Annotated in this window: 15 protein-coding genes; 8 read left to right on the forward strand and 7 right to left on the reverse strand. The window is 62.5% G+C overall.

Annotated elements, in window-relative coordinates:
- Positions 1-60 precede the first annotated feature (60 nt).
- On the reverse strand, positions 61-2,097 hold the full coding sequence (locus tag BHD07_RS27930; RefSeq protein WP_338283923.1) for an ATP-binding protein: 2,037 nt from the start codon (positions 2,095-2,097) through the stop codon (positions 61-63).
- A 347-nt stretch (positions 2,098-2,444) separates the two neighbouring features.
- Between BHD07_RS27930 and BHD07_RS27935 the strand changes: the two genes are divergently transcribed.
- Both BHD07_RS27935 and ilvN read left to right on the forward strand, forming a co-directional pair.
- Positions 2,445-4,223, forward strand: coding sequence for an acetolactate synthase 3 large subunit (locus BHD07_RS27935; RefSeq protein ID WP_338283924.1), 1,779 nt, complete (start codon positions 2,445-2,447; stop codon positions 4,221-4,223).
- Between the two features lie 21 nt (positions 4,224-4,244).
- A complete protein-coding gene (gene ilvN, locus BHD07_RS27940) occupies positions 4,245-4,817 on the forward strand; it encodes an acetolactate synthase small subunit (RefSeq protein WP_018095393.1) in 573 nt (190 codons plus the stop codon).
- 111 nt (positions 4,818-4,928) lie between these two features.
- Here ilvN and BHD07_RS27945 read toward each other — a convergent pair whose 3' ends face one another.
- Positions 4,929-5,774, reverse strand: coding sequence for an aldo/keto reductase (locus BHD07_RS27945; protein WP_338283925.1), 846 nt, complete (start codon positions 5,772-5,774; stop codon positions 4,929-4,931).
- A 311-nt stretch (positions 5,775-6,085) separates the two neighbouring features.
- Between BHD07_RS27945 and BHD07_RS27950 the strand changes: the two genes are divergently transcribed.
- Together BHD07_RS27950 and BHD07_RS27955 are read left to right on the forward strand one after the other, a co-directional pair.
- Positions 6,086-6,295 (forward strand): cold-shock protein, encoded by a 210-nt coding sequence (locus tag BHD07_RS27950; RefSeq protein ID WP_003533862.1) that lies wholly within the window; start codon positions 6,086-6,088, stop codon positions 6,293-6,295.
- Positions 6,296-6,451: 156 nt separating this feature from the next.
- Complete coding sequence (locus BHD07_RS27955; protein ID WP_003533858.1) at positions 6,452-6,676, forward strand: hypothetical protein; 225 nt, start codon at positions 6,452-6,454, stop codon at positions 6,674-6,676.
- 102 nt (positions 6,677-6,778) lie between these two features.
- Here the strand turns inward: BHD07_RS27955 and BHD07_RS27960 are convergent, their stop codons facing one another.
- A complete protein-coding gene (locus BHD07_RS27960) occupies positions 6,779-7,507 on the reverse strand; it encodes a class I SAM-dependent methyltransferase (protein WP_338283926.1) in 729 nt (242 codons plus the stop codon).
- A gap of 404 nt (positions 7,508-7,911) precedes the next feature.
- Here BHD07_RS27960 and BHD07_RS27965 point away from each other — a divergent pair, with 404 nt between their 5' ends.
- The 4 genes from BHD07_RS27965 (at position 7,912) to BHD07_RS27980 (ending at position 10,243) form a co-directional block, all read left to right on the forward strand.
- Positions 7,912-8,505 (forward strand): LysE family translocator, encoded by a 594-nt coding sequence (locus BHD07_RS27965; protein ID WP_338283927.1) that lies wholly within the window; start codon positions 7,912-7,914, stop codon positions 8,503-8,505.
- Positions 8,506-8,572: 67 nt separating this feature from the next.
- Entirely contained in the window at positions 8,573-9,214 is a 642-nt protein-coding gene (gene nthA, locus BHD07_RS27970) for a nitrile hydratase subunit alpha (protein ID WP_338283928.1), read from the forward strand.
- Positions 9,211-9,870, forward strand: coding sequence for a nitrile hydratase subunit beta (nthB, locus tag BHD07_RS27975; protein WP_338283929.1), 660 nt, complete (start codon positions 9,211-9,213; stop codon positions 9,868-9,870). The genes nthA and nthB overlap by 4 nt, the downstream gene beginning before the upstream one ends.
- Positions 9,857-10,243, forward strand: a complete 387-nt coding sequence (locus BHD07_RS27980) for a nitrile hydratase accessory protein (protein ID WP_324761984.1) — start codon at positions 9,857-9,859, stop codon at positions 10,241-10,243. Before nthB ends, BHD07_RS27980 begins: the two co-directional genes overlap by 14 nt.
- A gap of 19 nt (positions 10,244-10,262) precedes the next feature.
- On the opposite strand, the gene BHD07_RS27985 is transcribed toward BHD07_RS27980, so the two are convergent.
- The 4 genes from BHD07_RS27985 to BHD07_RS28000 all read right to left on the reverse strand — a co-directional run bounded on the left by BHD07_RS27985 (position 10,263) and on the right by BHD07_RS28000 (position 13,183).
- Positions 10,263-11,069, reverse strand: coding sequence for an anti-sigma factor family protein (locus tag BHD07_RS27985; RefSeq protein ID WP_338283930.1), 807 nt, complete (start codon positions 11,067-11,069; stop codon positions 10,263-10,265).
- Positions 11,066-11,620, reverse strand: a complete 555-nt coding sequence (locus BHD07_RS27990) for an RNA polymerase sigma factor (protein WP_018095385.1) — start codon at positions 11,618-11,620, stop codon at positions 11,066-11,068. Before BHD07_RS27990 ends, BHD07_RS27985 begins: the two co-directional genes overlap by 4 nt.
- Positions 11,604-11,978, reverse strand: a complete 375-nt coding sequence (locus BHD07_RS27995) for a COG4315 family predicted lipoprotein (RefSeq protein WP_100671642.1) — start codon at positions 11,976-11,978, stop codon at positions 11,604-11,606. Before BHD07_RS27995 ends, BHD07_RS27990 begins: the two co-directional genes overlap by 17 nt.
- Before the next feature lie 116 nt (positions 11,979-12,094).
- On the reverse strand, positions 12,095-13,183 hold the full coding sequence (locus tag BHD07_RS28000) for an AbrB family transcriptional regulator (protein WP_338283931.1): 1,089 nt from the start codon (positions 13,181-13,183) through the stop codon (positions 12,095-12,097).
- Between the last annotated feature and the right edge of the window lie 128 nt (positions 13,184-13,311).

Here is a 13,311-nt window from a genome sequence, read left to right on the forward strand (position 1 = left end):
CCAAAATTGCAATCAGGGCAGGTTGAGCGGTCAGGACGCACCGTACCCTCCGCTTCCGTTCTATTTGCGGATGAGGCTGCCGAGTGGTCGCCTGAGCAGGCTTTCGCGAAGGGACCCCTCGTGACGCGGTGCCGGCGTGGCGAAGCCTGCATCCGGTTGGCCGGGCGCCTCGGCGGGCCGGCCCGACATCCGTTCCGCCTCTCCGGACAGGATCTGCTCGCGGATCCGGCTGAAGCGTTCGAACTCCTGGTTTCCCGGCTCGGACGGGCGGGGAAGCATGTCGGGGCTATAGGGCTCGAATGCGGGGTATCGTCGCGAATGGGAGTCCGCGATCTCGGTCCCGGTGCTTCTCCCGCTCCCGTTATTGTCCTCGAGCGCCGGCGCCTGCTTGGTCTGTGACGCCAGATAGCTCTGTTGGAAACTCGATATGTCGGGACCGTTGACGGCACGCATTCGGCTGATGATCGAACGGAGGTCGGCGAGGGGCGGCGCGTCGTCGTCAACCTTGTCGGTGATGCCGTGGGCGCGGGGCAACCGCGCATCGTCGACGCGGGCAAAGCGCATGCGCATCGGCACTGCGACCGCCTCGCCGAATGCGATTGCCTCGCCGTTGCCGATCGAGGAAATGAAGCTGGTGGTGGAGATCGACGAATTGGCGATCGCCGAACGGATGATTTCCTGGTCGCGATCGTTGGCGAGCCGCATGGCGAAGACCGTCGAGCATTGCGACAGGATCGTCGGATCGAGCTCGCCCGGCCGCTGGGTAATGATGCCGAGCGAGACTCCGTATTTGCGACCCTCTTTGGCGATCCGTGAAATAGCCTGGCGTGTCGGCACAAAGCCGAGCGACGGATCGGCCGGCACATAGCGGTGCGCCTCTTCGCAAACGACCAGCATATGAATGGCGCCATTGCCCCAGAGGCCTATCTCGAAGGCCATGCGGCAGAGCACGGAGGCGAGGGAGTTGACGACTTCCGAAGGGATCCCGGCAAGCTCGAAGGTGGCGATCGGCTTGCCGTCGCCGGGAATGCGGAAGATCTTTGCAATCGTGTCCTCGATCGTGTCCGTGATCGTGTTCTGCGAGAACATGAAATGGTAGCGCGGATCGTTAACTGCGGAGACGATCCTGACCTTGAGGGAGCGCAGGTACGGCTTGTCGTTGCGTCCCTCCAGCCGACCGATGCGCTCATCGATCAGCGCCAGAAGATCGGCAATACGGTATGGGACGGGGGTATCCGCGGTGATCGAGCTCTTTTCCGTCTGCCGCCGCATCAGCGCGGATTCTCCGCCCTTGAATGCCTTTTTCGCGTCGGCGATGACGTCCCGCAGGATATCGAGTTCGTCCGGCACCGGCGGGCGTCCACGAAAGATGACCTCGGCCAACTCCTCGAGCCGGAAGAACCAGAACGGGAGGTCGAGCGTATCCGTGTCGATTACCACCGCCTGGTCGGGAAAGGCGGCGGCGAACTCGTTGTGCGGATCGAGGATCAGCACACGCAGCTTCGGGTCGGCGGCGATCGCCTTGTTCAGGAGCAGTGTCACGGCGGTCGACTTGCCGACGCCGGTGGTGCCGACGATGGCAAAGTGCTTGGCAAGCATGGAAGGCACATGGATGGTGGCGTCGAGACTTTCGTCCTGCGTCAGCTTGCCGATGACGCAACTGTCCGATTGACCGGAGTCGTAGATGCGGGCGAGATCGCTCACGCGGATGCGGTGGGCAATCGCTCCGAGATAGGGATAGCGGCTGATGCCGGCGGAAAACTCTTCCCGCCCATCCGCACCGACATGAACCTCGCCCATCAATTCGACTTCGATGCGGAAAGTATTGTTGACCTCTTCGCCCCAGCCCTCGGAAACGGTCTGCATCGAATAGACGAGTGCGACGACACGGTTGGTGCCGACGGAAATCGAAACCAACTTGCCGACCGACCAGAGCTCGGTGAGCGAAGTCTCGCCATTTTCGGCGACCGCCGCGATCGTGGCGCGCGAGCCGTTGCAGGCGACGACCCGCCCGAGAAATCGATTGCCGGGCTTGAACGTATCGCGGCGATCCGTCTCGGCGGCGGGAGGCGCCGATTGATTTCCACTTTCGAGCAACGCAGCACCTCGGGCGAAAACGCCAATTAGCAGCAGGATGCGCGCCGAATCCGGCGCCTTTTCCTTGCTGCGTCCCAGGATAGCGGCTGCGGTTTAATAACTGGTTGCTCGCAGGCCGTGCCGATCGGGACCCGCCAAAGCCGTTGACGGATGGGGAATTTCCGTTTAACAAATCGCCCCATGAAAAATTTCGCGGTTATTCTTGTGGTGGGACGGCGCATGGGCAGGATGGTGTAACCATCCGGCGGTAGCCACCCATGCGCTGAACGAGGCTCCTGACGGGGCCTTTTTTTATGCCTTCAAACACGTTATTCACCCAAACCTGAACGAGGGACGGAAGCAGGCCAATGAGCGGAACTGAGAACCAGATGACGGGCGCGGAGATCGTTCTCCAGGCTTTGAAAGACAATGGCGTCGAACACATCTTCGGCTATCCCGGCGGTGCCGTGCTCCCGATCTACGACGAGATTTTCCAGCAGGAGGATATCCAGCACATCCTCGTCCGCCACGAGCAGGGCGCCGGCCATATGGCCGAAGGATATGCCCGCTCCACCGGCAAGGTCGGCGTCATGCTGGTGACTTCAGGCCCGGGAGCAACCAATGCGGTCACGCCGCTGCAGGACGCGCTGATGGACTCGATCCCGCTCGTCTGCATCTCGGGGCAGGTACCGACGTCGCTGATCGGCTCGGACGCCTTCCAGGAATGCGACACGATCGGCATCACCCGGCCCTGCACCAAGCACAACTGGCTGGTCAGGGACGTCAACGCGCTCGCCCGCGTCATCCATGAGGCTTTCCGCGTTGCTCAGTCGGGCCGTCCGGGTCCGGTCGTCGTCGACATTCCGAAGGACGTTCAGTTCGCAACCGGTACCTATACGCCGCCTTCGGCCGTTCCGACACAGAAGAGCTACCAGCCGAAGACCCAAGGGGACCTGAAGAGGATCGAGGAGGCGGTCGCGCTCATGAAAACGGCGCGCCAGCCGGTCATCTACTCGGGCGGCGGCGTCATCAATTCCGGGCCGCAGGCCGCACATTTCCTGCGCGAACTGGTCGAGCTCACCGGCTTCCCGATCACGTCGACGCTGATGGGCCTCGGCGCCTATCCGGCCTCCGGCAAGAACTGGCTTGGCATGCTCGGCATGCATGGGACCTACGAAGCCAACCTGGCGATGCATGATTGCGACCTCATGATCTGCATCGGCGCGCGCTTCGACGACCGGATCACCGGCCGGCTCAATGCCTTCTCGCCCAACTCGAAGAAGATCCACATCGATATCGACCCGTCCTCCATCAACAAGAACGTCCGCGTCGACGTTCCGATCATCGGTGACGTCGCCGCTGTGCTCGAGGACATGATCCGCCTGTGGCGTGCTGCGGCCAAGACGGTCGACCAGGCGCGGCTTGGCGACTGGTGGAAAGAGATCTCCAGGTGGCGGGCGCGCAACTCGCTGGCCTATACGCCGAGTGCCGACGTCATCATGCCGCAATATGCGATCCAGCGGCTTTACGAGCTCACCAAGGACCGCGACACCTACATCACCACCGAAGTCGGCCAGCACCAGATGTGGGCGGCGCAGTTCTTCGGCTTCGAAGAGCCGAACCGCTGGATGACCTCGGGTGGCCTCGGCACCATGGGCTATGGATTCCCGGCCGCGGTCGGCGTCCAGGTCGCGCATCCGGAGAGCCTTGTCATCGACATCGCCGGCGACGCCTCGATCCAGATGTGTATCCAGGAGATGTCGTGCGCGGTTCAGTACGGCCTGCCGGTCAAGATCTTCATCCTGAACAATCAATATATGGGCATGGTCCGGCAGTGGCAGCAGCTCCTGCACGGCAACCGGCTGTCGCATTCCTACACCGAGGCGATGCCGGACTTCGTCAAGCTCGCCGAGGCCTATGGCGGCGTCGGCATCCGTTGCGAAAAGCCGGGAGAGCTCGACGATGCGATCCGGCAGATGATCGACACACCGGCCCCGGTCATCTTCGACTGCCGCGTCGCCAATCTCGCAAACTGCTTCCCGATGATCCCTTCGGGCAAGGCGCATAACGAGATGCTGCTCCCCGACGAGGCAACGGACGAGGTGGTCGCCAACGCCATCGATGCCAAGGGCCGCCAGCTCGTTTGAGGACAAGGTAGGAACAGGAAAATGAATGCACATCTTCAGGCGACGGGCTCCGCCTACTTCATCGCCAAGGAAACGGAGCTTGCGGAAACGCACACGCTTTCCGTTCTGGTCGACAACGAGCCGGGCGTGCTCGCCCGCGTCATCGGCCTTTTCTCCGGCCGCGGCTACAATATCGAGAGCCTGACGGTCTCCGAGACGGAGCACGAGGCTCATCTCTCGCGCATCACCATCGTGACCCGCGGCACGCCGCACGTGCTCGAGCAGATCAAGAACCAGCTCGAACGTCTGGTGCCGGTGCACCGGGTCGTAGATCTCACGGTCCGCGCCGCCGGTCTGGGCCATGAGCGGCCGATCGAGCGCGAACTGGCGCTCGTCAAGGTACACGGCTCGGGAGAACATCGGGTGGAGGCGCTCAGGCTCGCCGACGCCTTCCGTGCCTCGGTCATCGACGCCAACATCGATCACTTCGTATTCGAGATCACCGGCAAGCCTTCCAAGATCGAGCAGTTCATCGCCATCATGAAGCCGCTCGGGCTGATCGAAGTCTGCCGCACCGGCATCGCCGCGATGAACCGCGGGCCCCAGGGAATGTAAAGAAGCGAGGAAGATCGCGCCCTTCGGGGCGCGCGCCTCCCCACAGGTGGGAGGGGCTGCACCCGCCGCACCCCTTCAAGCCCACTTCACCCGTCTGGGTACCCTATGGCATCAAATCACCTCCAGCCGCGTCTTCCTTCGCGGCGGCGGGAAGTGGCGGTCGAGTTCGTCGAGATTTTCCGTCGTGAGGCGGATATCGATCGCGTCGCGGTTTTCGCGGGCGCGTTCGGGGGAACCGGTCTTCGGGATCGAGATCACGCCGGAACGCGTCTTCAAAAAGGCGAGTGCCACCTGGGCGGGCGTCGCCTGATGCGCCTTGGCGACATGAATCAGATCGGCGTCATGCAGAAGGCGGCCCTCATCGAGCGGTGAATAGGCCATGACCGGCACGCCCTGATCGCGGCACCGGGGCAGCAGGTCGAATTCGATGCCGCGGCGGGCGAGATTGTAGAGCACCTGATTGGCCGCGACGTTGCCGCCGTCAGGAACGCCCGACAGCTCCTCCATGTCGTCAACGTCGAAATTGGATACACCCCAGGCACGGATCTTGCCGGCCTTCTTCAGCTCTTCGAAGGCGGCGACAGTTTCGGCGAGCGGATAGCCCCCGCGCCAATGCAGAAGGTAAAGATCGACGCAGTCGATGCCGAGATTGCGCAGGCTGCGTTCGCAGGCGGCAACCGTACCCGCGCGGCTGGCGTTGGAGGGCAGCACCTTGCTGACGACGAATGCCTCGTCGCGCCGACCCCGGATCGCTTCTCCCACGATACGTTCGGCAGCGCCGTCGCCGTACATCTCTGCAGTGTCGATCAGCGTCATGCCGAGATCGAGCCCGGTCTGCAGGCTGCGGACCTCGTCGGCGGACTTCGCGCGGTTTTCGCCCATGCGCCATGTCCCCTGGCCGAGCGCGGGAACCTTGCGGCCGTCCTTGAAAACGATGGTCGGGGTCGGTTCGTGCATAGGGATTGTCCTGAGAGTTGCTCCAGTTCCGAGATTTAAGGCCGCGTGGGGGAAAGTCCACAAGCAAGTCGCAGCATTGCGGCCGTGACACGCCGCCGCGTGCGGTCGCGCCGATAGTCTTCTCTCGAAAGAAAATAAAATTGTGCCTTGTAAGAAACACAATGATGACCTACATAGCTCGGTATCGATATTGATCGACGATATTTGTTTCTGCGCCAAGGCGCATCGTCACGAAAATCCTGACAACATCGGTTTTGATACACCGTTTTTATGCGGTGGCGGTTTTCCATGGCTATTGAAAGGACATCGACGTGGCTTCTGGAACGGTAAAGTGGTTCAACAGCACCAAGGGCTTCGGTTTCATCCAGCCAGATGACGGCGCCGCTGACGTGTTCGTCCATATTTCGGCGGTTGAACGCGCCGGCCTGTCCACGCTGAAAGACGGGCAGAAGGTAAGCTTCGAGCTGACGCAGGATCGGCGCTCGGGCAAGACCTCGGCGGACAACCTTCGCGCTCTCTGAACGGATTGCGCGTTTGTGCCCTAACACGGCACTTCATGACATTGTTATCTCCCCGCCCGTGACCACGGATGTACTGGCGCGGCGGGTTGAGATGATGAGGAAGGTCGGGCCTGTCCCGGCCTTTTTTATTGGCTGAAATTTGATGGAGGATCTCGCATGAAGGACGTCGGCAATCGTATTTTCAAGGCCGAGAAGAAGAACCCTGCGGATCGCGCGGATCAGGCCACAATTGCATCACGCGCCATTATCGAGCAGGAGGCTGCGGCGCGTGTGAAGAAGACCGCCCGGCTCAAACAGATGCGGCTGGAGAAAGAGGCCGAGGAGGCGGCAAATCCAGTTGCCGCCCCCGCCAAGAAGGGCAAGGCGCAGAAGCGAAAGTAGCCGGACCTCCACGGCATATTTCCTGAATTCGGCGCTGCCCTCCAACAGGTGGGCGGCAAGGGATGGCAAACACTACTCGCGCATCCCGCGCGGCCGAGACTCCTACCTTTGTGCGGCAACGAGCAGCATCATCGGCCGGTCGACCTCTTCCGCGAGGTCCGGATTGCGGGCGATCTCAGCGGCGGTCGGGCTCCACTCCTGAACGCGGCGGATCGAAAAACCGGCTGAAATCAGGGTGTTCAATGTGGTGCCGAGCGTGCGGTGATACTTGACGACGCCCTTGGCAAGCCAGTCGGTGACACGCTTTCCTTCGGCCGAGTAGCGATCGAGCGGCCAGATGCGGCGGCCCTCGGCGTCCGTGGACCAGCCAGGGTTCGTTGGAGCCATGTAGACCGGATGTTCAATGGTGAAGACGAAATGCGATCCGGGCAGGAGAGTGCTATGGATCGTTCGCACCAGCCGGTCGAAGTCTTCGATATAATGGAAGGCGAGAGAGCTATAGGCGAAGTCGAAGCTCGCCTCGGGCAAAACCAGATGCTCGAGGTCGGCGATTTTATACTCGACCGAAGGATCCTCCGTCTCTTGCCGCGCTCGTGCGATCATTTTTTCGGAGAGGTCGAGGCCAAGGACATGGGCCGCGCCGTTCTCCCGCGCCCAGCGGGCGAACCAGCCGAAGCCGCAACCGAGATCCACGACGCGCAAGTCCCTGAGGTCGGGCAGCATTGCGCGGATTGCCGGCCATTCGGCAGCGCCGGCGAGTCCATGCAGGGATCGCCCGAGTTGGCTGTAGCCGGTGAAGAATTCGGGTTTGTCGTAAACGTTCTGTGCCATTTTCCATCTCCATGATGACGATGGACGGGCGCCTGAATTAGAAGAAAGCCCCGTCCGCTTCGAGCGAGGCTGAGGGGTTGCGCGTGCCTGCGCGTATAATAGACGCGCGGCGCTGTTGTCAGCGTGTGCGAAGCCCCTGCATCCCGCCTGTTGGGATGCCGGCGAACCGGGCGACAATGTGGGTGTCATGTTCACACATACCGTGGCTATCCCATGGAAAAGGTTAGGGGTCAAGGCGGTGCAGCACCCCCGGCTTTCGGTTTGTCACCGTGACAAGATTTGGGTGGCGGTTGCATTTGGGTCAGCTAGCTTGACCCACCAGGGTCGCCGCCCGGGAGATTACGCGACGCGAATCCCAGGTTTGTAGCGGCGTTCTCGGCAGACCCGCGGCTTTGGAGGAACTCATGCAACTGGATACGCTTCTGGCGCTGTTCCTGTTTGCCTTAACGACATCGATCACGCCCGGACCGAACAATATGATGCTGTTCGCCTCGGGCGTGAACTTCGGTTTCGTGCGCACGATTCCGCATATGCTGGGAATCGGCATCGGCTTCTTCGTTCTTCTCATTGCCGTGGGGCTCGGTCTCGGCGCACTGCTTCATTCCGTGCCGCTCCTCTATACGGCCCTGAAGTTCGCCGGAGGCGCCTATCTGCTCTGGATCGCCTGGAAGATCGGCACGTCTCGCTCGCTCGGCGAAGGAAAGGCGAATGCAGTGCCGATGACCTTCCTGCAGGCGGCTGCTTTCCAATGGGTCAATCCGAAGGCCTGGGTAATGGCGGTTTCGGCCATGGCCACCTATACGAGCAGCGACAGCTATCTGATGAGCGTGCTCGTCGTCGGCGTCGTCTTCGCACTCGTCAATGTGCCGAGCGTTTCGACCTGGGCGGGTTTCGGCTCGGCCCTCAGGCAATGGCTCTCGGAACCTGCGCGGCTCAAATGGTTCAACATCACCATGGCCGTCTTGCTCGTCGTCAGTCTTTGGCCGATGCTCAGATAGTCCGCCGACACGCGACGTTTTTAGGGTCACGCATCAAGATCAGTAGCCTTCGGTAGAGGAGCCAGGAATGTCCGAGCATCATCATGGGCATGGCGACGATCACGGCCATCACCACGACAACCATCTGACCGACATGGAAGCCCGGGTAAAGGCACTGGAGACGGTGCTGACGGAAAAGGGTTTGATCGATCCTGCGGCGATCGACGCGATCGTCGAGGCGTACGAGACGAAGGTGGGACCGCGAAACGGCGCACGCGTCGTCGCCAAGGCCTGGAACGACGTCGATTTTGCCGATTGGCTGAAACGCGACGCGACCGCGGCGATCGCCAGCCTCGGTTTCACTGGGCGCCAGGGCGAGCACATGCGTGCGGTGTTCAACACGCCCGAAACGCACAACCTCATCGTCTGTACGCTGTGCTCCTGCTATCCCTGGGCAGTGCTGGGGCTGCCGCCCGTCTGGTACAAGGCGCCGCCCTATCGTTCGCGCGCGGTTATCGATCCTCGCGGCGTGCTTGCCGAGTTCGGGCTCGAGCTGTCGGCTGAAAAGAAGGTTCGCGTCTGGGATTCGACGGCCGAACTGCGCTACCTCGTGGTGCCGGAGCGGCCGGAAGGTACCGATGGCTTCGGCGAGGACGCCCTGGCAGAGCTCGTGACGCGCGATTCCATGATCGGCACCGGGCTCGCCCTTTCGCCGGAGGGGGTACGATGAACGGGCCGCACGATCTCGGAGGTCAGCATGGCATGGGTCCGATCGCTCCGGAACGCAACGAGCCCACATTCCATGCCGAGTGGGAAAAACGGGCGCTCGGCATCACGCTTTCCTGTGGCGCTTTCGGTGCCTGGACGCTGGACGAAAGCCGGCACGCGCGCGAAAGCCTACCCCCGGCGACCTATCTTTCCGCGAGCTATTATGAAATCTGGACGCGGGCGCTGGAAACGCTTCTGAAGCGCCACGGCTTCGTGACGGAAGCCGAGCTCGACGCCGGCCACATGCTCGACAAGGGGCGGGAGCCGAAGCGGGTGCTCACAGCGGACATGGTAGCAGGCGTGCTCGCCAAGGGCGGGCCATGCGACCGGCCGGTCGAAACGCCGCCGCGTTTTGCCGCCGGCGAGAGAGTGCGTACGAAGAACTTCAATCCGGAGAGCCACACGCGCCTGCCGCGCTACGCCCGCGCCAGGACAGGCATGGTGGAGGCCGTGCAGGGCGGCTTCGTCTTCCCGGACGACAACGCCCACGGCAGGGGCGAGAACCCGCAATGGCTCTATACGGTGGTCTTCGACGCCGGCGAGATCTGGGGTGAGGGCGCGGACCCGACGCTTACTGTCTCTATCGGTGCCTGGGAGAGCTATCTTGAACACGCATAGATCGACGCCTGCTCCTGCCCGTTCCCCGCTTCTGGCTTCGGCGGAACTGCCGAAATCGCGCGAGGGCGATCCCGTCTTTGCCGAACCCTGGCAGGCGGTCGCCTTTGCCATGACCGTGCGGCTTCACGAGCAGGGTGTATTTTCGTGGAGCGAATGGGCGGAAGCGCTTTCGGCCGAGCTCTACAAGCCCGGCCGCAGGGCGGACGGCAGCGACTACTACGATTGCTGGGTTGCGGCGCTGAGCCGTCTGGTAACGGAACTCTCCCTCGCTTCCGGCCCCGAACTGGAAGCGCTGGTCGGCAGTTGGCAGCGCGCAGCGGAAGCGACGCCGCACGGAACGCCGATCGCGCTCGCGAATGATCCTCTGCGTTGAGGGATTGTCCGACGGCGGTTCAGGAGCTCTCCGAAGCCTCGAACTGGCGATAACATTCGTCGGCAACCTTCTGCAGCAGGTCGCGCGGCACTTCGCCCGTCACGGCGTAGCCGATTTCGCCGTCTATCCAGTAGAAGGTCTCGACTTCACCCCGGCTGGATATACGGAAACTCGTTTCGCGATTTTCCGGGTTGCGGCCGAGAAGGACCGTTAGCCGTTCCCCGGTCACGTCTTCATACATCAGCATTGCGCCTGCCGTATCGTTGACCGGCACGAGGCGCCCGCCGACGAGCGAGAATCCAAGCGAGGACAGGTCGGGAATTTTCAACCCATAATCGAGGCGTTTGCCGAGCCATGTGGCGAGATGCTCCCGCTCGCTGGCACCGACCTCCACTGGGTGGCGGACTTCGCTGGCATAGATCAGAAATGCCGATTGTGCCTGCCGGGGGAGCGCCTCGGAGGCATCGGCGGACTCGGGCGGCGGAGCCACGAGGTCGGGCCCATAGGCTCCGGCGAGCGCGCCGGCGGCAAAGATCAGAAGCCCGGCGGCGAGACGTCGCAGCGTCGGCACCGCCGATGCCCATCCGGTACTCCGTGATTTTCGGCGGGCGGATATAAGCGAGCGATCTTCCTCGCCGCTGCGGGCATAAGAGGCGAAATGCTGCTTCAGCGCCGTCGCCTGCGCCTGCCACTGGCGGACCTCTTCGGCTTTGGCCGGCTGCTTTTCCAGCCAGGATTCAATGCGCTCGCGCTCCGGTTGCGCCAGGTGGCCATCCACATAGGCGTGGAGGTCGTCATCGGAGACGGTTTCGAAGTCGGCGCTCATTTGGGTCTCCGCAGGGCGATCACGTTATCGTCCTTCATCGCTTCGGCAAGCTGGCGGCGGGCTCGCGAAAGGCGGGACATCACGGTCCCGACCGGAATTTCCATCATGTCTGCCACATCCTGGTAGCGGTATCCCTCGATGACGACGAGCATCAGAACGGCGCGATTGTCCGCGGAGAGCCGCTCGAGTGCGCGCAGCAGACGCTGCCGCTCCAGAGGATCCGCATTGTTTTCCTCCGCGCGAAGGCCGAGCGTCTCGTCAAGCTCCACTTCCGGGTGCTGAGCGCGGCGGCGTCGGCCGTTGCGATAAAGATTGGTCATGATCGTGAAGACCCAGGCGCGAAGGTTCACGCCTCGCCATTGCGCGCGTCTCGTAAGCACTTTTTCGACGCAGTCCTGCAGCAGATCTTCGCCATCCGTATCGGAACGCGCGAGGCTGCGCGAGTAACGCCTGAGCGCCGGAATCAGCGCCAGGACGTCCTCCTCGAACGGATCGGCGGAGGAGATTTCCTCCCCCGCGCGTTTATTCAAGCCATCACGGCCGTGCGGCATCCCATACGCCCTTCACGCCGTCGCCGGTGACGTCACCCATTTTCTTGTCCTTCACCCAGAAATAAAGGGGCATGCCGTCCTTCGCCCATTGTTTGCTGCCGTCCTTTCGCTCCACGACCGAAAAGGCACCCTCGGCCGTTGCGTCGCCTTCCACCATGAAGGGCGGCCAATTCGTGGCGCAGGCATCATAGCAGGCAGAGACGCCCTTCTTGTCGTTTTTGAAAGTGTAGAGCGTCATGCCGTTTTCGGCGGCGAGCACCGGCCCTTTCTCCGACTCGACCGTTTTCACGGGCGGAGCGGCAAAGGCGGCGGCGGCCGTGGCAAGTGAGATGGCGATGGTCAACGCAAGCGTTCTCATGGGCGTTCCTTCCTCAAGATGTCTTCGACGTAGAACCGCGCTCGGGCGGGTTCGAGGATAAGACACGGAACGCTACGGATTTATTCCCTGCGCAAGTAACGATTGCGGCGCTGGGTTTATGCCCGGTCGGCGACGAAGCGGGCGAGGGCGGGGCCGATCAGCGTGATGATGAGCAGACGGGCCGTCTGCAAGGCCATGACGAATGGCAGGTCGACGTCACTCGAGGCAGCGATGACGGCGATCGAATCGAGCCCGCCGGGACTGGTCGCGAGATAGGCGGTCAGCGGATCGGTCCCGGCGACCTTGACGAGCAACAGAGCGAGAAAGCCGGAAAAGGCAATCAGCACGAGGATGGAGACGATCGTCGGCATCAGAGCGCGCCGCGCATGCGCCAGAATTGCCCGCGTGAAGCCGAGGCCGATATTCCATCCGAGCATCGCGAAAGAGAGCGCCAGCAGCCATTGCGGCAGTTCGATCGTAAGCGTTCCGGTAATGTTGAGGGCCGAACCGATTGCAAAGGGCACGAGGAAGGCGCCGGCCGGCACACGCAGTATCCTGCCAAGGAAGCCGCCCGCGATTCCGACGGCGAGCGTCATGATGAAAGGCAGACCGGCAATCGGGACAAACCATTGAGGTGCCGTTTCGGCTTCGACGCCGCTCACCCAGAGATGGGACACGATGGTCGCCGTGCTGGCGACGAAGACGACGCGCAGATATTGCATGAAGGCGACGAGCCGGGCGTCCGCGCCATAGGCATCGGCCATCAGCAGCATGGTCGAGGCAGCGCCCGCCGACGAGCCCCAGATCGCGGTCGTGCCCGGCAGGATGCCCATCCGGGTGATCGTCCAGCCGCAGAGCGTGCTGACGCCGATCACCGAAAGTATGATGGCGAGAAAGAGGAGCCAATTGCCGGAAAAGGTCACGAGAAGATCGGGGCTCATCGAAGCGGCGATCATCATCGCCAGCACGACCTGAACGCAAAAGAAGAGTTGTCGCGGCAGCCGGATCGTTCCGCCATTCATGCCGACGAGCGCACCGGCGATCATCGGCCCCATCAGCAGCCCCGCAGGAATTCCGATCATTTCGAGGAGGCCGGCGAAGACGGCGGAGAGCAGGGCCAGCAGGCACCACTGCCAGGCGGCGGACAGACGTCCCAGTCCGCCGTTCTTGGGCAGCGTCGGGGTTGAGGGCTGTTCCGGCTTCAAGGTCATTCTCCGGCGGGCGGCGCGGCTTCCTGCACACTGTATGCAGCGCACCATTGGTAGCAGGTTCGGCCGCCCCAATTCAAGGTGCGGGGCAAAAAGTGCCACAGCCGTTTTGCCCGAAGTCGGCC

This window comes from Sinorhizobium sp. KGO-5 (genome assembly GCF_036245905.1).
GTDB classification, from domain to species: domain Bacteria; phylum Pseudomonadota; class Alphaproteobacteria; order Rhizobiales; family Rhizobiaceae; genus Sinorhizobium; species Sinorhizobium meliloti_A.